Genomic DNA, 18686 nt, shown 5'->3' on the forward strand with positions numbered 1-18686 from the left:
GAACAGGGCCGGGCCGAAGGAATCAGCTGGTATGAGGACGATCGAGGACATCCAGGGCGATTTCGAGCTTCTGGACGATTGGGAAGACCGCTACCGCTACGTGATCGAACTCGGCCGCGAACTTCCACCTATGCCAGCGGACGATATGAACGAGCACACCAAGGTGCCGGGCTGCGTCAGCCAGGTCTGGCTCACCAGCCAGAGCGACGGGGCGACCCCCCCGCATCTCAGCTTCCGGGGCGAGTCGGATGCCCATATCGTGCGCGGTCTGGTCGCCATTGCGCTGTCGGTCTATTCCGGCCGCAGCGCGCCGGAGATCCTGGCGACCGACGCGGAGACGATCTTCAAGAGCCTCGGGCTCAAGGAGCATCTGACGCCGCAGCGCTCCAACGGTCTGCGCTCCATGGTGGCCCGCATCCAGCGCGACGCGAAGACCGCGCTGGAGGCGCAAGCGGCCGCCTGATCAGGGCTCCGCCGTCCAGCCACGCAGCCCGCCCCTCCCCTCGCCCGCCTGATGAACTAGGCCGTAGTGGCGCGCCAGCGCGCCAAGGCCGGCCTTGAGCATGAGCTTGGCCGAGCGCACCGGCCATTGCCGCTCGCGCTCGACCTGCTCCGTCCCCTTTAGGAAGCAGCAGACATCGACCAGCACGCCTGAAAGCTCCGGCCCCACGGCCGTGAGCGCGGCGCCGACGCGCTTGCGGCAGTCCAGCGCCGCGTCGCCGAGATCGTTTTCCCCTGAGCGGCCGCGCCCCGAACCGGGGAGCCCGTCCCAGCTCTGCGTGACACGCGGCATCATCGCGCCTCGCGTCCAATCCCGCCGCAGACGCTCGCCCGCCTCCGCCTCGGGCGCGGTGAGCCAGGGCTGGCCATCCGTGCCGCGCCGGGTCGCCAGCCGTGCCAAGGGCGATTCGTCGCTGATGCTTCTTGCGGCCATGCTCAGATCCCTTCTCCATCCTCGTTCGGCACGGTGAGCCGGCGGCAGGCCTTGGCCAGATTCTCCATCCGAGTCAGCAGCCGGTCGAAATCGGGATCGTCCCGCTGGTCCTCGATCCGCTGCAGAGCGTAGGCGACGCTCGATCGGTCTCGCCCGAACCCCTCCGCCACCAGAAGCGGCGGAAGCTGGAAGGCGACATGCGCGAGATAGATCGCGGTGTGCCGGGCATGGGCGATGTCGGCCCGCGCACGGTGCCGCGAGAGCATGTCCTGCGCCGAGATGCCGAGAAAGGCCGCCACGATCTCGCACGCCACATGGCACTGCAGCCGGCGCTGCGTGGGCGAGACGGGCACGAAACAGGGATGCGCCCGGGGACCCTGATTCGGCCGATAGGGATGGGGAGACATGAAGGTCCTCGTTTCGGTCACCAGGCGACAAGATACGGCCCGTCCGGCCGTGTAGGAATGTTTTCTTATTTGTTCTCTTTTTGTTCTATCATCAAACCCCTGCCGCCCAAGGGTTTGATGCCGGCTTTTCCACAAGCCTCGCGCGAAACTTCCCCGAATCTGTCCCCCGCTCCCGGGCCGGCCGCACCCTCGAAGCTCCCATTCATTCGAGGAATGCCCCCATGCTCGACCATCCCGCCCCCACCGCGCTCGACCGTTTCGAGGCGCAGCTTCGCCTCTCGGCCGAGATTTTCGCCGCGCGCGCCCTCGGCCCCGGCTCGAGCGACGAGAGCGCGGCGATCGGCTTTGCCCGGCGCTTCGGCTTTTTGACGGGTGGAGAAACTAGTCTCGCGGCGCTCGGGCCGATCGATCGCAGGGGTCTCGTGTCGAGGCTGGAGGAGGAGAACAATCGGCTCGTGCGCGCCGCGCGGCGGCGCTCAGTAGGCTACGATCTAGGGCGCCATATCGCGTTGCGCCGGGCACTGAACGCCCTCGTCCCGCACGGGGATCAGGAGGCCCCGCCCGCTCCGACGCTGCAGAACCCTCTGTCGGGTCGCGAATTGAACGGGCGTTTTCGAAAGAGGGTGGCACGGCCGGCAGAAGTCGAGGAGCGGCTTAGTCCGCCGTCTCGCCGCCTTGGCGCAGCCTGCTGACGAGTTCTTCCAGATCGGCGGCGATGGCCCCGTCGCTCGCCGCCTGCATCCGCCGATAGCGTTCGGTGATCTCAAGCCCGAGCGGGGTCAGCTGCGCCCCGCCATGGCCCGCCCCGCCCCGGTGCATCTCGACCAGCGGGGCGTCGAACGTCGCGTTGAGCTCTTCCACCAGCGTCCAGGCCCGCTTATAGCTCATGCCCATCCGCCGCCCGGCGGCGGCGATCGAACCGGTGGCGCCAATCCCCTCCAGAAGATCGACGCGGCCGGGGCCGAGGATGCGCTTCTCCCCGAAGACGAAGCGCAGCCGGGTGATCGGAGAGGCGTGGCTGGGTTTGGGCTGGGTCGGGTCGTCCATGTCGGTCTCGCGTGGCCTCGCCTTTCCTAGCGAAAAGGCGAACCTGCCGCGAGCCCCGGTAGCCCGTCAGCGATTCTCGACGCGGTAATGCAGCTTCACGATGCCCTTCTCGTCCGCCTCGCAGGAAAGAAGCGTGAGCTTGCGCGAGCCGCGCCAGTCCGGCCGGATGTCGAACAGGCTCGGCGCGTCTGGCCGCCCGTCGGTCAGCGGCAGGACGAACTGGACGATCTCGTCCACCAGCCCAGCATTCAGAACCGAGCCGTTGACCCCGCCGCCGCCTTCGAGAAGCAGGCGCTTGATGCCGAGATCGCGAGCCAGCGTGTCCATCACCTTCGCGAAGTCGATTTCCCCCGCCCCGCCGAAGACATAGGAGACGCCCTGCTTGCGCAGGAAAGCGAGATAATCGTCCGGCACGTCCTCAGCCAGGATCGCGACGAAATGCTCGCCGTCGATCTCGTTGCGCTTCCAGTTCAGCTTGCCGGCGTGGTCGAGCGCGATGGCGAACTGGCCGGCGTCCGGCTTGGCATACCAGTTGGTGCGCTCGATCGGCCCCGTGGCAAGGCCCCGCTCCCACTCGCCGCCCGCATCGAAATCCTCTTCCATCGTGACGCGGCCGACGAGCCAGGCATCGCCCTTCAACTCGTCATGGGCCGATTCGAAAATGTCGGAGGGCGCGTCGATGGCCCAGCCTTCGGTGAGGACGCGTCCGTCCACGGAGGTCATCATCAGGCAGACGATATGAGGCTTCACGGCAGAGCTTTCGCTTGTTGGAGACGAAACGAAAACGCCGGCCCGAAGGCCGGCGTTCCCTGATTCGCGATTGTCGGGGAGCGGTCAGGCCGCCTGCTTGGTCTCGGCGAGCGAGGCCATGTCGATGACGAAGCGATAATGGACGTCGCCCTTCACCGTACGGTCGAAGGCTTCGTTGATCTCGGCGATCTTGATCGTCTCGATATCGCAGGCGATCCCGTGCTCGGCGCAGAAATCGAGCATTTCCTGCGTCTCGGCGATGCCGCCGATCAGCGATCCGATCACGGACTTGCGGCCGAGAATGAGGTTCACGCCGCTGACCGGCGGGTCCAGCGGGCCGATCACGCCGACGATGATATGCGTGCCGTCGCGCTTCAGCGTGGAAATATAGGGGTTGAGGTCGTGCGGCACGGGCACCGTGTCGAGGATGAAGTCGAACGTGCCGGCCGCCGCCTGCATCTGCGCCTCGTCGGTCGACAGGATGACGTTGGTCACGCCGAGCGCGCGCGCCTCGGCCTCCTTGGCGGGCGAGCGGGTGAACAGCGTCACCTCGGCGCCGAGCGCCACGCCGAACTTGATGCCCATGTGGCCGAGACCGCCGAGGCCCACCACGGCGAGCTTGTGTCCCTTGCCGACGCCGGCATGCTTGAGCGGCGAATAGGTGGTGATGCCGGCGCAGAGCAGCGGCGCGGCGGCGGCGAGATCGATGCTCTCGGGCATGCGCAGGACGAACTTGTCTCGCACGATGATCTGGTCGGAATAGCCGCCATAGGTGGTCTGGCCGTCGCGGCGGTCCTTGTCGGCGTAGGTCTGCGTCATGCCGTTTTCGCAATACTGCTCCAGGCCATCGGCGCAGGAGGGGCATTCCTGGCAGGAATCCACCATGCAGCCGACGCCGACCTTGTCGCCGACCTTGTAGCCGGAGACGGCCGAGCCGATTTCGGCCACGCGGCCGACGATCTCATGGCCGGGCACCAGCGGATAGCTCGCCCAGCCCCAGTCGTTGCGGGCCTGATGGATGTCGGAATGGCAGACGCCGCAATGCGTGATCTCGATTCGGACGTCGTCCTCGCGCAGATCGCGGCGCTCGAAGCTCCAGGGCTTCATCGGCGCGCCGGCCTCGGTGCAGGCAAAACCATAGCTCGGTGTCATGCTTCAATCCCTTCAGGCGAATCCGCAAAGCGAAATTGGATCGCGCGCGAGTTATAACGCGCCCGGCCGGCTCGACCAGTCAAAACGCAGGAGGGCTTACGAAACCGCGTCCGGCGACCGACCTGACAGGTGTCTGCAAGCTTGTGGCGGAAATCGTTGTTGTCTAGGGATCGGGCGGCATAATCGGGAGAAGCTCACCCATGATCGTCGTCTTCGGCTCCTTGAACGTGGATCTGGTCTGCCGGGTCGAGTCGATCCCCAAGCCGGGCGAAACGGTGCTCGCGCCGCGCTACGAGCGCATGGCCGGCGGCAAGGGCGCCAACCAAGCGACCGCCGCAGCCCGGGCGGGCGCCGAGACGCTCTTCGTCGGCGCGGTTGGGCGCGACGCTTTCGGCGAGGAAGAGGCGGAAACCCTCAAGAGCGAAGGCATCGACACCTCCGCTCTCGCCCGCGTCTCGGAGGCGACGGGCTGCGCCTTCATTACCGTCGCAAGCGATGGCGAGAACGCCATCACGGTGGCGAGTGGCGCCAACCGGCTGGCCGAGGCATCGCACCTCGCCCCGGTCTGGGCCTCCTCCCCGTCCGCCCTCGTTCTGCAGATGGAACTGCCCTTCGAGGAAACGTTGATCGCGGCGCGCGAGGCGCGCGAGCGCGGCGTGCGGGTTCTCCTGAATCTCGCGCCCGTGCCGGCCGGGGTCGATTCGGCCTCGCTGCGCGCGCTGCTGGCTACGAGCGACGTCCTGATCGTCAACGAACATGAGCTGGCGGAAACGGCTGAGATCCTCTCCGTCACTGGCACGGACGCAGACGACCTCGCCGACCGGCTGGCGGCCGAGACGAAGCTGACGGTTCTGGCGACGCTCGGCGGCGACGGCGCGCTGCTCGCCGGCGGCGACGGCACGACCGAGCGCTTCCGTGCGCCGCGCATCGAGCCCGTGGACACGACGGGCGCGGGCGACACACTCTGCGGCGTCGTGGCCGCCGGGCTCGACGCGGGTCTCTCGCTCGGCCAGGCGACGGAGCGCGCCGTCGCGGCCGCCTCGCTCGCTTGCCTGTCCTTTGGCGCGCGCAGCGCCATGCCGAAGACCGAGGCGATCGACAGCTTCCTGGCGAAGGGCCACGCTTGATGTCCGCACGCCGGCCTCGCATCGCCTTTCTCGGCGAGTGCATGATCGAACTCTACCATCGGCCGGGCGACGAGCCGGGCACGATGCGCCGCACGGTCGGCGGCGACACGCTGAACGCGGCGGTCTATTGCCGCCGCGCGCTGGGCGACACGGGCGCCGCCGAGGTTCACTACGTGACGCGGGTCGGCGACGATCCGTTCGGGCTCGACATTCCCAGCTTTATCGAGAGCGAAGGGGTCGAGGCCGGGCATGTCGAGATCGCCAAGGGCGAGACGACCGGCCTCTACGCCATCAGCCGGGACGAGAAGGGCGAGCGCTCCTTCTCCTATTGGCGCTCCACCTCGGCCGCGCGGCGTTTGTTCGCGCAAGGGCGCGACGAGACGCTGGAGGCCGAACTCGAAGGGTTCGACGGGCTGGTCTATTCCGGCATCTCGCTGGCGATCCTCGCGCCCGAGAGCCGCGAGCGGCTTCTGGCGCTCGCCGGCCGCATGAAGGCCGCCGGCCGCATCGTCGCCTTCGACGGCAATTACCGCCCTCGCCTCTGGGCTTCGAAGGACGAAGCGGCCGAGACGATCGCGCGCGCCCATGCCAATGCCAGTCTCAGCCTGCCCGGCCTTGACGACGAGCAGGCGCTTTATGGCGATGCCGACGCGCGTGGCGCGGTCGGGCGTCTCCTGTCGCTCGGGGCCACCAGCGCGATCGTGAAGTCCGGCGGCGAGCCGGCGCTGCTGGGCGACGCATCGGGCCTGCGCGAGATCGCGGGCGTCAGCGCGCCCGCCATCGTCGACACGACCTCGGCGGGCGACAGTTTCAACGGCGCGACGCTGGCCGCCCTTCTGTCGGGCGGGACGCTGGAGCGGGCGGCGGAGGCGGGCCATCGCATGGCGAGCACCGTGATCGGCGAATATGGCGCCATCGTCTCGCGCGAGACGACCTGGTGGGCCGACGGGCCGTTGGCCACCGCCACGGCCTGACCCAACGAAAAAGGCGCCGGACGGGCCGGCGCCTTTTTCCAATCACTTTGAACGAACGATCTACTCTGCCGCGATCCGGTGCCCGTTGGCCGGCAGGCCGGCCAGGATCTTGTCCAGCGTCATGGGATAGTCGCGCACCCGGACGCCGCAGGCATTGTAGATCGCGTTGGTCACCGCCGCGCCGACGCCGCAGATGGCGAGTTCGCCGATGCCCTTGCCCGCGAGCGGGCTCGCCGCGCGGTCGCGCTCGGGCAGGAGAACCACTTCGAGCTGCGGAATGTCGGCATTCACCGGCACATGATATTCCGCCAGATCGTGGTTCACGAGCAGTCCGCTGCGCACGTCCACGACCAGTTCCTCGGTCAGCGCCGCGCCGATGCCGAAGATCTGCCCGCCATAACATTGCGAGGTGGCGGTCTTCTCGTTGAGGATGCGCCCCGCCGTGCCGACGGTCATCATCCGGCGCACCCGCACCTCGCCTGTCACGGCATTGACTCCGACCTCGCAGAAATGTGCGCCGTAGCTCGCCTGATGGGTGTTCTGCGCGGTCTTGCCCGGCTTGAAATTGCCGGTCATCACGATCGGGCCGTCGGACAGCACCTGCGACAGCGGCGTCTGGCGGTTGCCAGCGATCACCGTCGCATCCTTCAGCGTCATTTCGTCGGGCTTCACGCCGAGCTTCTTGGCCAGCGCCTCCACGATGCCCTCGCAGGCCGTGTAGACCGCCGAGCCCGAGGAATTCGCACCCCAGGAGCCGCCGGAGCCCGGTGCCTGCGGCAGGCGCGAATCGCCGAGCATCACGTCCACATTTTCATGCGGTAGACCCAGCATCTCGGCGGCGATCTGTTGGAGGATCGTGTAGGTGCCGGTGCCGATATCGGTCATATCGGTCTCGACCGTGGCGCGGCCGCTGCCGAGCAGCGTCACGCGGGCCGACGCTTGCTGAAGCTGATTGAGGCGCGAGGCGGCAGCCATGCCCATGCCGATCAGCCATTCGCCCTCGCGGCGCGTGCCGGGCTTGGCGCGGCGCCCCTTCCAGCCGAAGCGGCGAGCGCCCTCGTCCATGCACTCCACCAGCATGCGCGAGGAGAAGGGCAAGCCGTCCTGCGGATCGACCTCCGGCTCGTTGCGCTTGCGGAATTCGACGGGGTCGAGGCCCAGTTGCTCCGCCATCTCGTCCATGGCGTTTTCCAGCGCCAGCATGCCCACGGCCTCGCCCGGCGCGCGCATGGAGGAGGAAAGAAGCAGGTTGAGATTGACCTTGCGGTGGGTGATCTGCCGGTTCTCACCGGCATAAAGGAAGACGGTGGAGATGCCGGCCGGCTCGAAGAATTCGTCGCCTTCCGAATTGCTGGTGATCGTGTCGTGGGCGATGGCCTGGATGCGCCCGCTCTTATCGGTGCCCAGGCGCACGCGCTGGATCGTGTCGGAGCGGCGCGAGGTCGCCTGGTAGACCTGCTGGCGCGTCAACGCGACCTTGACCGGCCGGCCAAGGCGGCGCGAGGCGAGCGCCGCGAAGACGCTCTCGGGTCCGATGCCCAGCTTTCCGCCGAAGCCGCCGCCGATATAGCGGTTCACCATGTGAACCTTCGAGGCCGAGATGCCGAGCGCCTTGGCGAGCTGGGAGACATTGGTCGAGACCAGCTGATAGCAGCCATAAAGCGTCAGCTCGTCGTCCTTCCAGTCGGCGACCGCGGCATGGGGCTCCATCGCCGAATGGCTCTGGCTCGGCGTCGTATAGGTCGCGTCGAACTGCATCTCGGCCTTGGCGAAGGCCTTGTCGAAGTCGCCGCGCGTGACGGTCGAGGGCATGGCGCCGGAGCCCTTGGGCGGCTCGTAGGCCTTGCCCTGTTCGGCAGCGAGATCGAACACGCCTTCGGTCTTCTCGTACTCGATCTCCACCAATCGCGCCGCGTCGCGCGCGATCTCGAAACTGGTTGCCACGACGAGGCAGATCGGCTGACCGTAATGGACGACCGCCCCCTTGATCGGGGCCGGCATCGGGTCGCTCGCGTCGGCCGAGGCGCGGGGTCCGCCGTCCTCGTAGATTACGTCGAGCACGCCCGCCTTGGCGAGCGCGGCCATCACGTCCACCCGCTTGATGCGGGCCGCGCCGGTGCCGGCGGTGACGAGATGCCCGTAGGCGACATTCGCCCCGTGCATGGTCTCATAGGCGTAGCGTGCTTGGCCCGAGACCTTGAGCGGGCCTTCGAACCGGTCGATGCCCTTGCCGATGACGTTCTGCACGCCCGCGTCGAGCCGGGTCTCGCCGACCGGCTCGTTCATCTTCAGATTGAACGTATCCATCAGCTTTGGTCCCTCGTCGCTTCGTGCAGGACGGCCGGCAAGGTGCGGCGCGTCAGCTCCAGCTTGAAATCATTGTCGCCGAAGCCCTTGGCCTCGCGCAGCAGAATGTCGGCGGCCTTGGCGAATAGCGCGTCGCTCGGGGCCTGCCCCTTCAGGGCGTCTTCCACCGCCGCGTCGCGCCAGGGCACGGTGCCAAGCCCACCGAAGGCAAGCCGCGCCTCGGCGATCTTGCCACCTTCCAACCGCACCACGGCGGCGACGGAGACCAGCGCGAAGGCGTAGGACGCTCGATCGCGCACCTTGCGATAAAGATGCGTGCCCTCGATCGGCTTGGGCAGGCGCACGGCTGTGATGAGTTCGCCCGCTTCCAGACTGGTCTCGATCTGGGGCGTGCCGCCCGGCAGGCGGTGCAGCTCGGCGATCGGGATCTCGCGCGTCGAGCCATCGGCCTTCACCGTTTCCACCACTGCGTCCAGCGCCCGCATGGCCACCGCCATATCGGACGGGTGGGTGGCGATGCAGGCCTCGGACGTGCCGAGAACGGCGAGGATGCGATTGAAGCCCTCGCGTCCGTCGCAGCCCGAACCCGGCTCGCGCTTGTTGCAGCGGCTGGTGGTCTCGTAGAAATAGCCGCAACGCGTGCGCTGCAGGAGATTGCCGCCGGTGGTGGCCTTGTTGCGCAGCTGGCCGGAGGCTCCAGCCAGGAGCGCGCGGGAGAGAACGGCGTAGTCGCGACGCACCCGCTCGTCGGCGGCCAGATCGCTGTTGGTGACGAGCGCGCCGATGCGAAGGCCGCCGTCCACCTCCTCGATCGTCTTCAGCGACAGCCGGCTGATGTCGACGAGCTTCGTCGGCACCTCCACCTGCAGCTTCATCAGGTCGAGAAGATTGGTGCCGCCGGCGATGAACTTGGTGCTGGCTTCGGCCGCGACATGGGCCGCCTCGTTCGGGCTGCTGGCCCTGACGTAATCGAACTGCCTCATGCCGCGCCCTTTCCGTTGGCCGAGCGGATCGCGTCGACGATGTTGGGATAGGCCGAGCAGCGGCAGATATTGCCGCTCATGCGCTCCGAGATCTCGGCGTCGCTCAGCTCGACCTTGCCGTCTAGCGCGTCGGAGACATGGCTCGGCCAGTTCTCCTTCGCCTCGCCCAGCATGCCGACCGCCGAGACGATCTGGCCCGGCGTGCAGTAGCCGCACTGGTAGCCGTCATGATGGAGAAAACTCTCCTGCATGGGATGCAGGTGGCCGGGAGCGCCCAGGCCCTCGATCGTGGTGATGGCGTCGCCCTCGTGCATGATGGCGAGCGTCAGGCAGGAGTTGATCCGTCGGCCGTTCACCAGAATGGTGCAGGCGCCGCACTGGCCGTGGTCGCAGCCCTTTTTCGTGCCCGTGAGTTCCAGATGCTCGCGCAAGGCGTCGAGCAGGGACGTGCGGGGGTCGAGATCCAACTCGTGGTCGGCTCCGTTGACGTTCAGTCGCATGACCGATGCCGCTCCTTGTAACGTTTCCAGATTGGACAACGCAGCTAGAGCGGGTTGGGTGCATGAAAATCGCCGCGCGCGATTTTACGCAGAGGCAATGAATAGCCGGGCGTGGAACGGATTGCTGGCCTGGGGAGCTAAAAGTCCGGTGGATCGCCTCAGCTCTCGTCGATGTCGGGCAGCGAGCGCCCGCTCGGCAGGGCAAGGCGGCCGCCGGTCATCGGTTCGGGAACGCCGGTCGTGGTGGGATAGCTGATCGGCAGGCCGCGCAGCGAGCGCACGGCGAGATAGGCGAAGCATTCCGCTTCCACCGTGTCGCCGCGCAGGCCGAGCGCATCGGCGTCCTCCACCTCGACGCGCGCCCGCCGGGCGATCTCACGCATCAGGACCGGGTTGCGCCGCCCGCCGCCTGCGACCACGATCCGGGTCGGACGACGCGGCAGGAGGTCGAGCGCCCGCCCGACCATGCCCGCCGTCACCGCCGTCAGAAGCGCCGCGCCGTCCTCGGTCGAGAGCCCTTCGGCCATGTTGGCGGAAAAATCGTTGCGGTCGAGCGATTTGGGATAGGGCCGCACGCAATAGGGATTGGCCAGAAGCTGTTCCAGCCGCGCCTCGTCCACATGGCCCTTGGCCGCGAACTGACCGTCGCGGTCCATCTCGGCGCCCATGCGCCGGCCCATCCAGTCGTTCAGCGGCGCGTTGGCCGGGCCGGTGTCGAAGGCCTGCATCGTGCCGTCGTCGGCCACCCAGGTGACGTTGGCGACGCCGCCGAGATTGAGAAAGGCCGTCTCCTCGCCGGCGCCGATGCGACGCAGAAGCGCGCGGTGATAGAGCGGGGCCAGCGGCGCCCCCTGCCCGCCCGCCGCCACGTCGGCCGAGCGGAAATCGTAGACCACGGGAATGCCGAGCTTCTGCGCCATCAGCTCGCCGTCGCCGAGCTGGCGCGTCGCGCCCAGCCGCTCCGGGCTCCGCGCCCGGTGCAGCACCGTCTGCCCGTGAAAGCCGACGACGCCGATATCGCCGGCCGACACGCCCTCGTCTTCCATGAGGGAGGCGACAGCCTCGGCTTGCGCCAGGGTCAAGGCGCGTTCGGCCTCGCCGAAGATCTCGGGCTCGGCGCCCTTGAAGCCCCATTCGGCGGCCTCGGCCAGCGTTTCCTTCAGAAGCGGCCGGATGTCGCGCCGATAGGGCGCGAGCAGGGTCGGGCCGAATTCCTCGATCGTCTCGCCGTCCGTGCGCAGCATGGCGATGTCGACATTGCCGTCCAGCACCGTTCCGGTCATCAGACCGATCGCCCAGATCGCCATGCTTGCTCCCCGTATCGAATCGTCTTCGAGTTTGTTTCGGCTATCGCACGACAGGGTTCGCGCCAGGCTGACCATCCGGTCAAGCCCAGCGCAATGCCCCGGGTGGACGGGCGCCGTCAACTCACGGGCGCGCGATCCGTCACTCGGCGCCAGAGCGAACCGTCGCTGAAGGCGAGAACCGCGCCACCGGCCTCGTCCGACACATAGACGATCTGTCCCGAACCGCCAGCGGGGGACGGAAGCGCGTTCCTGGCATAGCTCGCAACGCGCACCGGGCCGCCGACATCCAGCGCACAGACCGGCGCTTCGGCCCGGCCGAGCGCGACGCGCCCGTTGGCCGCCGAGATGCGCAGGGCGTCGCGAAAGGCCGAACCATCCGCCGAGACGCGAATGGTCAGATCGTCGCTGCCGGCCAAGCCGATCTCGGCCCGGCCCGAGAAGTCGGACTGGAACAGGACGGAGGCGGTGCGCGCCGTTCCCGCCTTGTTGATGACCTTGCGCGCGTCGCCGCTGCCGGGCGTGCGCGCGTCGTGCGTTAGCAGTTCGCTGTCGGCCGCGACCGTCAGCCGGTTGGCGTCGGACGGATCGGCGTTCACCGCGAAGCGATCTGCTTGCTTTGGGCGAAACGGCCGGTCCGTCCAACTCGCGCCGTCGAACAGGAGAAACGCGCCGGTGTCGGCGACATAGGCGATCTGACCCGCGACGGGAGCCATCTCGACAAAGGCGCCATCCTCGAACAGAGCGAGCGCGCCGGTCTTCATCGCGCTCCAGCGAGCGCCAGTGGCGGAGGGCGGCAGGATGTAGAGATCGCCCGCGCGCGCTGCGGCCGGCTCGCTCACCGTGCTGGCCGAGACGACGGCCGTCTGCACGATGGCGTCGAGACGACGCATCGCGTCGTTGACCGTGAGATGCTTCTGCGCCTGCTGCGGCAGCACGAAGGGCAGATCGAGGCGAGGCGAGCGGGACATAGGCGGCGCTTTCCGTTCGGGTTGAGGAATGCGCCGAGCGTAGGAGCACCGCACCAGGGCGGGGAAAGATCGGGGATAGATCGGGGATAAACGTCGCCGCCCTCCCCGGTCCTCAGCGCTGGTCGGCCTCCTCCACGATCTGTACGGCGTCCGGCGCGCCGGAGGCGGAAGCCGCGCCCCGCGCCGTGGTGGCGACGCTCAGCCGCTGCTCGCGCAGGAAGATGAAGACGCCGGATGCCGTGATGATCGCAGCGCCCGCCAGCAGCGAAACGCTCGGCGTCTCCCCGAACAGCACCACGCCGAACAGGATCGCCCAGACGATCAGCGTGTACTGGTAGGGCACCACGACGGAGGCAGGCGCAATCAGCAGCGAGCGGTTGACGCAGCTATGGGCGATCATCGACACGACGCCGAGCAGGCAGAGAAAACCGAGATCGAAGGTGCTCGGATTGACCCAGCCGACCGGCGCCAGAATGGCGCCGCCGATCAGCGCCGCCGTGGTCTGCCAAGCGATCAGCGTCACCTCCCCGCTCTTGGCGAGAATGCGCGTCGAGATCATCAAAAGCGCATAGCACAAGCTGCCCGCCACCGCGATCATCGCCGGCCAGCCGGCGCTGGCGAGATCGGGGCCCAGCGCCACGAGAACGCCGACGAAGCCGCAGAGAACCGCGCTCCAGCGCACCCAGCCGACGCGCTCTTTCAAGATAAGCGCCGAGAGCGCGGTCACATAGATTGGCCCCGCGAGATAGAAGGTCATGACATTGGCGAGCGGAAGGTAGCTCAAGGCCCAGTAGAAGAAGCCGACTTCCAGCGTCGAGCCCAGGGCCCGCAGCAGTTGAAGGCGTGGGCGATGCGGCCGGAGCACCCGCCCCCAGCCCTCGCGATGGACGAAGGGCGCGACCACCAAGAGCGCCGCGATGCTGCGCAGAAGCAGAACCTGACCGACCGTATAGGTGCTGACCAGCCATTTCCCCATCGCGTCGTTCACCGCGAAGAGAAACACGCCGAGCAGCATGAAGCCGACGCCCAGAACGGCGCTGGAAGAGGTCCGGGAAGGGAGCGACTGGCTGGTCATGGAGGGCGATCCGCGCGGGTCATGCCTCGGAAACAGGCACGACCAGCGCGTATACCGACCCCAACGCCGATCCAAGCGAAATTGGCGCCCAGGCACGACCTGACTTTCGTAACCGGCCATCTTATCCCGCCACTCCCTCAGGCAGGAGCTGAGAGTCTGTTCGGAAATTCGGCGGCGGAGGCCCGGCGAGGGATTTTTGGGTGTCGCGAGGCGCCAACCGCAGTCGATGCGCTGGCGCATCGGCAAGGATTGGCAACGGTCCATGCGGACGGGCGAAACATCTGCCGCGCCCGCGCGGCTCTGATGCGTTTGCGCAGCACTGCCGCGCTTGCGCGGCATGTCTCGCCCTGGGGTGACGGCGAAAAAGAACCGTCGGACCGGCCCGACCGAGTTTCCAAACAGGCTCTAAGCTCAGCCCGGCGCACCGGTTCGAAAGGCCCGGCTGAGAAAGCGCGAGCCGGCATGGCCGAAACGCCAGGGCTGCTCGACACCCTTGGTGATGCCGATGCGCGGGCCGGCTGAAAGCACGAAGGGCCCGCTTGGCGCTGTCATCGAGAACGGGGCGGCGAGGAGATCGGCGCCATCGTGGGAGCGATCCACGCCCAGCGCCTCGGCCAGTCGCCCGGGGCCGGCGCAGAGCAGCCTTGGGGCGGCGGTTCGCCGTCGCGCCGCCATCACCTCCAGCCCGGCATTGGGCTCCAGCGCGCGGATCAGAACCGCGCTGCCGGGCTCGCCCGCGTCGCAGACGATGTTGAGGCACCAGTGGATGCCGTAGGAGCGATAGACGTAGGCGCGCCCCACTGCGCCGAACATGGCGCGGTTGCGCTCCGTCGCCCCGCGAAAGCTGTGCGAGGCCGGATCGTCCCGCCGATAGGCTTCGGTCTCCACGATGAGGCCGCCGACGCCGTCGAGATAAAGCCCCGCCCCGATCAGCCGCTGCGCCAGCGTCACCGCGTCGAGCCCGAACCAGTCGGCCGGAAAGGGGGAAGCGGAGCCAAGAGGTGGGATCATGAAGCAACCGGGAGAATACGGGAGGGAGGGTTCGAGCGGGAACGGCGCGGGCGCCCTTCCCTTCTCGCCGGCTTTCGTCTCCCGATTCAACCCGTTTCCCGCGCCGAGGGAGAGGGCAGCTCTTGACAGAGGCCGTTCGCCCTTCGTATATCGCGCCCATGCTCGCTACGCCGCAAGGCGACGGGCTCTTTCGAGTTTGGACTAGCGCCGCTCGAAAGTCGGTGGCCTCGAAGCCGCCCGTTTTGGAATGGCAGTGTAGCTCAGCCGGTTAGAGCGTCGGATTCATAACCCGAAGGTCGGTGGTTCAAGTCCACCCACCGCCACCACCAAACCTTCTCCGACATCCTCTCTCGCTTGCCTTATCCTCGCGCCGGATCGCCGTTGCGAAAGCCGTTCGGCCTCTGGCCTTATCGGCTAGCGGCGGTCATTAGAGACACATCCGACTCGGCGTGTCCTTTGCCGCATCGGGCGTGACGAGAAGCGCATGGGGACCTTGACGATGACAATGCGAATCGCCGTGATCGGCTGTGGGCAATGGGGACAGAACCATGTCCGCACCCTGAAGGAGATCGGCGCGCTGGCCGCGATTTCGGACGGGAACGCCGAGCGCGCCGCTGGCCTGTCGCAGCGGTTCGAGATCCCCGCTCGCTCCGTGGAGGAAGTTCTGGCCGACCCCGCGATCCACGGCGTCGTCCTCGCCTTGCCGCCCCGCCTTCATGGGCCGACCGCCCGCGCCGCTTTCCGCGCCGGCAAGGATGTCCTGATCGAGAAGCCGATCGCGCTGGATCTTGCCGACGCCGAGGAGACGGCCCGCGTCGCCAAGGCGGAGAACCGGCTCCTGATGGTCGGCCACGTCCTGCGCTTCCACCCCGTGTTCGAGGCGCTCGACGCCCTCGTGCGCGAGGGACGGATCGGCGACGTCAGGCACATCGTCTCGACGCGGATGGGGCTCGGGCGCTTCCTCGGCATGGATGCCGTCTGGGACCTTGCACCGCACGATCTTTCGCTGGTGCTTCACATGGCGGGCTCGCCGCCCGAAACGGTGGAAACGCTGCGGCGCACGGTGCTGAGCGACGAGACCGACGCGGCCGATATCGGCCTGCGCTTCGCCAACGGTCTTACCGGAGAGATCCACGTTTCGCGCATCTCGCCCTATCGCGACCGGCGCTTTTCGGTAATCGGCACCAAGGGCATGATTACCTTCGACGATCTCGCGCCCGAGGGGCAGAAGCTCGCGCTCTATGCGCACGAGGTCTGGCGCGAGGGCGCGCATTTCGGCTTCCGCTCGGCCGACGCGGACTACCAGCCGACCGAGCCGGGCCTGCCGCTGGACCGGGAACTGCGCCACTTCCTCCACTGCATCGAGACACGTGCCGAGCCCCGCACCGGGGCGGCGGAAGCGGTGGAAACGGTGCGTCTTCTCAATCTCGCCTCGCCCCGCGCCGCCTGAAAGCGGCCGAGAGGATCAGGCCGCGCGCACGGCCGCCGAGACCGGCTCGGTGCGCGCGATGACCCCGCCGCCCAGCACCTGCGCCCCGGCGCCCTCGCCGGCATAGAAGACGCAGGCCTGCCCGGGCGACACGCCCTCCTCGCCCATGGCGAGTTCCACCAGCATCCGGTCCCCTTCGGCGACGAGCCGCGCGGGCGCTGGCGGGCGGGTGGAGCGGATCTTGACGAAGAGCGGCGTCTCGGCCGCCGCCGCCTGTTCGAACCCCTCGGCTCCCAGCCAGTTCACCTCGCGCAGGGCCAGCCGGCGCGTCGCCAGCGCCTCGCGCGGGCCGACGGTCACAGTGCGGCTGCGCGCGTCGATGCCGACGACATAGAGCGGCTCCGCCGAGGATATGCCCAGGCCGCGCCGCTGGCCGATCGTGAAGTTCACGATGCCGGAATGCTGGCCGAGATGGCGCCCGTCGACATGAACGAGATTGCCCGGCGCGCCGGCATCCGGCTTCAGCTTGGCGATGACGTCGCTGTAGCGCCCGTTGGCGACGAAGCAGATGTCCTGGCTGTCGGGCTTGGACGCGACGCCGAGTCCGAAGCGCGCGGCGATCTCGCGCGTTTCGGGCTTGGTGAGCCGGCCCAGCGGAAAGCGCAGGAAGTCGATCTGCGCCTGCGTGGTGGCATAGAGGAAATAGCTCTGGTCGCGGTCGAGATCGGCGGGGCGGTAGAGGCTGCGGCCGGCGCCGTTCGGACGCGACTCGATGTAGTGGCCGGTCGCCAGCGCGTCGGCGCCCAGATCCTGAGCAGTGGCCAGGAGATCGCGGAACTTGACCGTCTGATTGCAGGCGACGCAGGGAATTGGCGTCTCGCCTGCCAGATAGCTTTCCGCGAAGGGATTGATGACCGACTGGCGGAACTTGTCCTCGTAGTCGAGCACGTAGTGGGGAATGCCGAGAATCTCGGCCGTGCGGCGCGCGTCGGCGATGTCCTGCCCCGCGCAGCAGGCGCCGGCGCGCTTGGGCGTCGCGCCGCCGTCATAAAGCTGCAAGGTGATTCCCACGACGTCGTAGCCTTGCTCGCTCAGAAGCGCGGCGGTGACGGACGAATCGACGCCGCCGGACATGGCGACGACGACGCGCGTCTCGGCGGGCGCCTTCGGAAGATCGAGACTGTTCAACATGGCGAAGACTCTGCGATAGCCCCGGCGAGGCGGCCGGTCAAAGCGCGTATGTAAGCCCTATGGACCGTCCTGCCAACCGTATGATGCTGCATGGCTTTTCGCCTCGCTCTGCCATCGCGCCGCCGCGCTTTGTGGCACGGCGGAGTTGAAACAACCTCTTATCAAAGTCTTTCAAGGGGTTTAGCGGATTTTTTAGAAGCTTAGGGCTAACTTCGATTCAGCGATTAGGTCTTTGCGTGAGTGTAGAGAGTTCAATGACCGATCAGGTTAGACCAAGAGTAAAATACGTTATCGGTCCGGACGGTAGCCCGCTGACGATCGCCGATCTTCCCCCGTCCAACACGCGGCGCTGGGTCATTCGTCGCAAGGCGGAAGTCGTGGCGGCGGTTCGGGGCGGCCTTCTCAGCCTCGACGAAGCTTGCTCGCGTTATACGCTGACCGTGGAAGAGTTCCTGTCCTGGCAGGTCTCGATCGACAGTCACGGCCTGGCAGGCCTGCGCACGACGCAGATCCAGGAATACCGAAAGAAGGCCGATCTTCACTAGAAGATTGCGTCATTCGGAATCGAGAACGACCGCATCGAGGGACTGGCGAAAGCCGGTCCTTTTTGTGTGCGCCCTTCCCTCTCAGCCTTTGCGCGGAGCCGCGAGCGATTCGCGACGCCGCCCTGGCGCGGGCGCTGGCTTCGATTCGTTCTAGGATCGAAGCCTTGCTTCAGCCTTGAATCGCGTATCGCGAGCCCCGAATCGCAAAAGGCCCGTGCGCCTACGCGCCGGGCCTTTTTGGGTGTTGATTCGTCCGGGCCGCCGCGTGCGGGCCCGAGGGTCGCCGTCAGGCGACGGCGGGGCGCCGGTCGTCCACCGATTCGCGCTGTTCCAGCTTCTCGGCATTGGCGAACTCGGCTTCCGCTTCCTCCAGCGAGATGCGGGCGGCGTTCATCTGGATGCGCAGATCGCCCACGGAGTTCATCAGGTTGTCGCGCCGCGTGCGAGCCGCCTTGGCGAAGGTGGGATAGGCGAAATGGGTCACATCCGTGATCCCCGCCTTCTTCTCCTCGTTCGCGATCTGGGCGTCCAATTCGGACGCCATGCGCTCGAACTCGTTCAGCATGAGCTGAAGCTGCTCGACCTGACGCCGCTTTTCCGTCACCTTGAAACGACTGAGTCGCATGAGGTTCTCACGTTTCGGCTTCACGGTTCACTCTCCTGTTCCCTAGGACCTCTCGACATGAAGCCCCGTGCCGCGTCGCGAGAGGGGGTTTCGGGCAAGCCTCGCTGGCTAGCTTTAACCACCTGTTTACGCGCGCCGTTAATCATATGCGGCGAGGATTTAAGGCTCAGTAAATCGAACGGTTCAAACGCTTCCCTTCTTGCATGCCCGTGTTGTCGCACTGTGACCTCAGGGCAACTCCCGCCGAACTTAAGCTTCCATCACTACAACAGTTCGAACTAGGACCAGGAATTGAAGCGATTGTTAACCATTCAGTGCCAAGCTTCGATCCATCAGGGCACGAACTCCAACCTT

The 18686-nt window shown here is 67.2% G+C and carries 20 protein-coding genes and 1 tRNA gene; 7 read left to right on the top strand and 14 right to left on the bottom strand.

Annotated features, from left to right (window positions below; genetic code table 11):
- Window positions 1-31: 31 nt before the first annotated feature.
- The gene (locus M673_RS14390; protein WP_061976681.1) at window positions 32-463 is read left to right on the top strand and encodes a SufE family protein; all 432 of its coding nucleotides are present in this window, start codon (window positions 32-34) and stop codon (window positions 461-463) included.
- Here the strand turns inward: M673_RS14390 and M673_RS14395 are convergent, their stop codons facing one another.
- Window positions 464-934 (bottom strand): DUF6456 domain-containing protein, encoded by a 471-nt coding sequence (locus M673_RS14395; protein ID WP_061976682.1) that lies wholly within the window; start codon window positions 932-934, stop codon window positions 464-466.
- Window positions 935-936: 2 nt separating this feature from the next.
- Window positions 937-1341, bottom strand: a complete 405-nt coding sequence (locus tag M673_RS14400; protein ID WP_061976683.1) for a helix-turn-helix domain-containing protein — start codon at window positions 1339-1341, stop codon at window positions 937-939.
- A gap of 221 nt (window positions 1342-1562) precedes the next feature.
- On the opposite strand from M673_RS14400, the gene M673_RS14405 reads away from it, so the two are divergent.
- Window positions 1563-2033 (top strand): hypothetical protein, encoded by a 471-nt coding sequence (locus tag M673_RS14405; protein ID WP_061976684.1) that lies wholly within the window; start codon window positions 1563-1565, stop codon window positions 2031-2033.
- Here the strand turns inward: M673_RS14405 and M673_RS14410 are convergent.
- The 3 genes from M673_RS14410 to M673_RS14420 all read right to left on the bottom strand — a co-directional run bounded on the left by M673_RS14410 (window position 1996) and on the right by M673_RS14420 (window position 4290).
- Window positions 1996-2388, bottom strand: a complete 393-nt coding sequence (locus M673_RS14410) for a winged helix-turn-helix domain-containing protein (protein WP_061976685.1) — start codon at window positions 2386-2388, stop codon at window positions 1996-1998. The two genes, M673_RS14405 and M673_RS14410, sit on opposite strands and share 38 nt — an antisense overlap.
- Before the next feature lie 66 nt (window positions 2389-2454).
- Window positions 2455-3138 (bottom strand): RibD family protein, encoded by a 684-nt coding sequence (locus M673_RS14415; RefSeq protein ID WP_061976686.1) that lies wholly within the window; start codon window positions 3136-3138, stop codon window positions 2455-2457.
- 84 nt (window positions 3139-3222) lie between these two features.
- The gene (locus M673_RS14420) at window positions 3223-4290 is read right to left on the bottom strand and encodes an NAD(P)-dependent alcohol dehydrogenase (protein WP_061976687.1); all 1068 of its coding nucleotides are present in this window, start codon (window positions 4288-4290) and stop codon (window positions 3223-3225) included.
- Between the two features lie 200 nt (window positions 4291-4490).
- On the opposite strand from M673_RS14420, the gene M673_RS14425 reads away from it, so the two are divergent.
- Window positions 4491-5417, top strand: coding sequence for a ribokinase (locus M673_RS14425; RefSeq protein WP_061976688.1), 927 nt, complete (start codon window positions 4491-4493; stop codon window positions 5415-5417).
- Window positions 5417-6391, top strand: a complete 975-nt coding sequence (locus M673_RS14430; RefSeq protein WP_061976689.1) for a sugar kinase — start codon at window positions 5417-5419, stop codon at window positions 6389-6391. The genes M673_RS14425 and M673_RS14430 overlap by 1 nt, the downstream gene beginning before the upstream one ends.
- A gap of 60 nt (window positions 6392-6451) precedes the next feature.
- On the opposite strand, the gene M673_RS14435 is transcribed toward M673_RS14430, so the two are convergent.
- The 7 genes from M673_RS14435 to M673_RS14465 all read right to left on the bottom strand — a co-directional run bounded on the left by M673_RS14435 (window position 6452) and on the right by M673_RS14465 (window position 14542).
- Entirely contained in the window at window positions 6452-8698 is a 2247-nt protein-coding gene (locus M673_RS14435) for a xanthine dehydrogenase family protein molybdopterin-binding subunit (protein ID WP_061976690.1), read from the bottom strand.
- Complete coding sequence (locus tag M673_RS14440; RefSeq protein WP_061976691.1) at window positions 8698-9681, bottom strand: FAD binding domain-containing protein; 984 nt, start codon at window positions 9679-9681, stop codon at window positions 8698-8700. Before M673_RS14440 ends, M673_RS14435 begins: the two co-directional genes overlap by 1 nt.
- Window positions 9678-10181 carry a 2Fe-2S iron-sulfur cluster-binding protein gene (locus tag M673_RS14445; RefSeq protein ID WP_148640079.1) on the bottom strand — a complete coding sequence of 168 codons (504 nt, stop codon included), beginning with the start codon at window positions 10179-10181 and terminating at the stop codon, window positions 9678-9680. The genes M673_RS14440 and M673_RS14445 overlap by 4 nt, the downstream gene beginning before the upstream one ends.
- Window positions 10182-10339: 158 nt before the next feature.
- Entirely contained in the window at window positions 10340-11488 is a 1149-nt protein-coding gene (locus M673_RS14450; protein ID WP_061976693.1) for an anhydro-N-acetylmuramic acid kinase, read from the bottom strand.
- A 116-nt stretch (window positions 11489-11604) separates the two neighbouring features.
- Window positions 11605-12456 (bottom strand): DUF2793 domain-containing protein, encoded by an 852-nt coding sequence (locus M673_RS14455; protein WP_061976694.1) that lies wholly within the window; start codon window positions 12454-12456, stop codon window positions 11605-11607.
- A 112-nt stretch (window positions 12457-12568) separates the two neighbouring features.
- Window positions 12569-13531 (bottom strand): DMT family transporter, encoded by a 963-nt coding sequence (locus tag M673_RS14460; RefSeq protein WP_061976695.1) that lies wholly within the window; start codon window positions 13529-13531, stop codon window positions 12569-12571.
- A 411-nt stretch (window positions 13532-13942) separates the two neighbouring features.
- Window positions 13943-14542, bottom strand: coding sequence for a DNA-3-methyladenine glycosylase (locus tag M673_RS14465; protein WP_082639472.1), 600 nt, complete (start codon window positions 14540-14542; stop codon window positions 13943-13945).
- 249 nt (window positions 14543-14791) lie between these two features.
- On the opposite strand from M673_RS14465, the gene M673_RS14470 reads away from it, so the two are divergent.
- Window positions 14792-14868 (top strand) — tRNA-Met (locus M673_RS14470).
- A gap of 173 nt (window positions 14869-15041) precedes the next feature.
- Window positions 15042-15992: a Gfo/Idh/MocA family protein gene (locus M673_RS14475; RefSeq protein WP_061977866.1), complete on the top strand. Its 951-nt coding sequence runs from the start codon at window positions 15042-15044 to the stop codon at window positions 15990-15992.
- A 15-nt stretch (window positions 15993-16007) separates the two neighbouring features.
- Here M673_RS14475 and mnmA read toward each other — a convergent pair whose 3' ends face one another.
- Entirely contained in the window at window positions 16008-17162 is a 1155-nt protein-coding gene (mnmA, locus tag M673_RS14480) for a tRNA 2-thiouridine(34) synthase MnmA (protein ID WP_061976696.1), read from the bottom strand.
- Between the two features lie 254 nt (window positions 17163-17416).
- Between mnmA and sciP the strand changes: the two genes are divergently transcribed.
- Window positions 17417-17707, top strand: a complete 291-nt coding sequence (sciP, locus tag M673_RS14485) for a CtrA inhibitor SciP (protein WP_026358527.1) — start codon at window positions 17417-17419, stop codon at window positions 17705-17707.
- Window positions 17708-17993: 286 nt separating this feature from the next.
- Here sciP and M673_RS14490 read toward each other — a convergent pair whose 3' ends face one another.
- Window positions 17994-18356, bottom strand: coding sequence for a flagellar FliJ family protein (locus M673_RS14490; RefSeq protein WP_061976697.1), 363 nt, complete (start codon window positions 18354-18356; stop codon window positions 17994-17996).
- Window positions 18357-18686 lie beyond the last annotated feature (330 nt).

This window comes from Aureimonas sp. AU20 (assembly GCF_001442755.1).
In the GTDB taxonomy this organism is placed as follows: domain Bacteria; phylum Pseudomonadota; class Alphaproteobacteria; order Rhizobiales; family Rhizobiaceae; genus Aureimonas.

What these genes read in the sequence shown, in the direction of transcription:
- M673_RS14405 (WP_061976684.1), top strand. Translation starts at nt 1,563, where the DNA reads ATGCTCGACCATCCCGCCCCCACCGCGCTCGACCGTTTCGAGGCGCAG.
- M673_RS14445 (WP_148640079.1), bottom strand. Translation starts at nt 10,181, where the DNA reads ATGCGACTGAACGTCAACGGAGCCGACCACGAGTTGGATCTCGACCCC.
- M673_RS14435 (WP_061976690.1), bottom strand. Translation starts at nt 8,698, where the DNA reads ATGGATACGTTCAATCTGAAGATGAACGAGCCGGTCGGCGAGACCCGG.
- M673_RS14400 (WP_061976683.1), bottom strand. Translation starts at nt 1,341, where the DNA reads ATGTCTCCCCATCCCTATCGGCCGAATCAGGGTCCCCGGGCGCATCCC.
- sciP (WP_026358527.1), top strand. Translation starts at nt 17,417, where the DNA reads ATGACCGATCAGGTTAGACCAAGAGTAAAATACGTTATCGGTCCGGAC.
- M673_RS14420 (WP_061976687.1), bottom strand. Translation starts at nt 4,290, where the DNA reads ATGACACCGAGCTATGGTTTTGCCTGCACCGAGGCCGGCGCGCCGATG.
- M673_RS14455 (WP_061976694.1), bottom strand. Translation starts at nt 12,456, where the DNA reads ATGTCCCGCTCGCCTCGCCTCGATCTGCCCTTCGTGCTGCCGCAGCAG.
- M673_RS14465 (WP_082639472.1), bottom strand. Translation starts at nt 14,542, where the DNA reads ATGATCCCACCTCTTGGCTCCGCTTCCCCCTTTCCGGCCGACTGGTTC.
- M673_RS14395 (WP_061976682.1), bottom strand. Translation starts at nt 934, where the DNA reads ATGGCCGCAAGAAGCATCAGCGACGAATCGCCCTTGGCACGGCTGGCG.
- M673_RS14425 (WP_061976688.1), top strand. Translation starts at nt 4,491, where the DNA reads ATGATCGTCGTCTTCGGCTCCTTGAACGTGGATCTGGTCTGCCGGGTC.
- M673_RS14390 (WP_061976681.1), top strand. Translation starts at nt 32, where the DNA reads ATGAGGACGATCGAGGACATCCAGGGCGATTTCGAGCTTCTGGACGAT.
- M673_RS14440 (WP_061976691.1), bottom strand. Translation starts at nt 9,681, where the DNA reads ATGAGGCAGTTCGATTACGTCAGGGCCAGCAGCCCGAACGAGGCGGCC.
- M673_RS14410 (WP_061976685.1), bottom strand. Translation starts at nt 2,388, where the DNA reads ATGGACGACCCGACCCAGCCCAAACCCAGCCACGCCTCTCCGATCACC.
- M673_RS14430 (WP_061976689.1), top strand. Translation starts at nt 5,417, where the DNA reads ATGTCCGCACGCCGGCCTCGCATCGCCTTTCTCGGCGAGTGCATGATC.
- M673_RS14460 (WP_061976695.1), bottom strand. Translation starts at nt 13,531, where the DNA reads ATGACCAGCCAGTCGCTCCCTTCCCGGACCTCTTCCAGCGCCGTTCTG.
- M673_RS14450 (WP_061976693.1), bottom strand. Translation starts at nt 11,488, where the DNA reads ATGGCGATCTGGGCGATCGGTCTGATGACCGGAACGGTGCTGGACGGC.
- mnmA (WP_061976696.1), bottom strand. Translation starts at nt 17,162, where the DNA reads ATGTTGAACAGTCTCGATCTTCCGAAGGCGCCCGCCGAGACGCGCGTC.
- M673_RS14475 (WP_061977866.1), top strand. Translation starts at nt 15,042, where the DNA reads ATGACAATGCGAATCGCCGTGATCGGCTGTGGGCAATGGGGACAGAAC.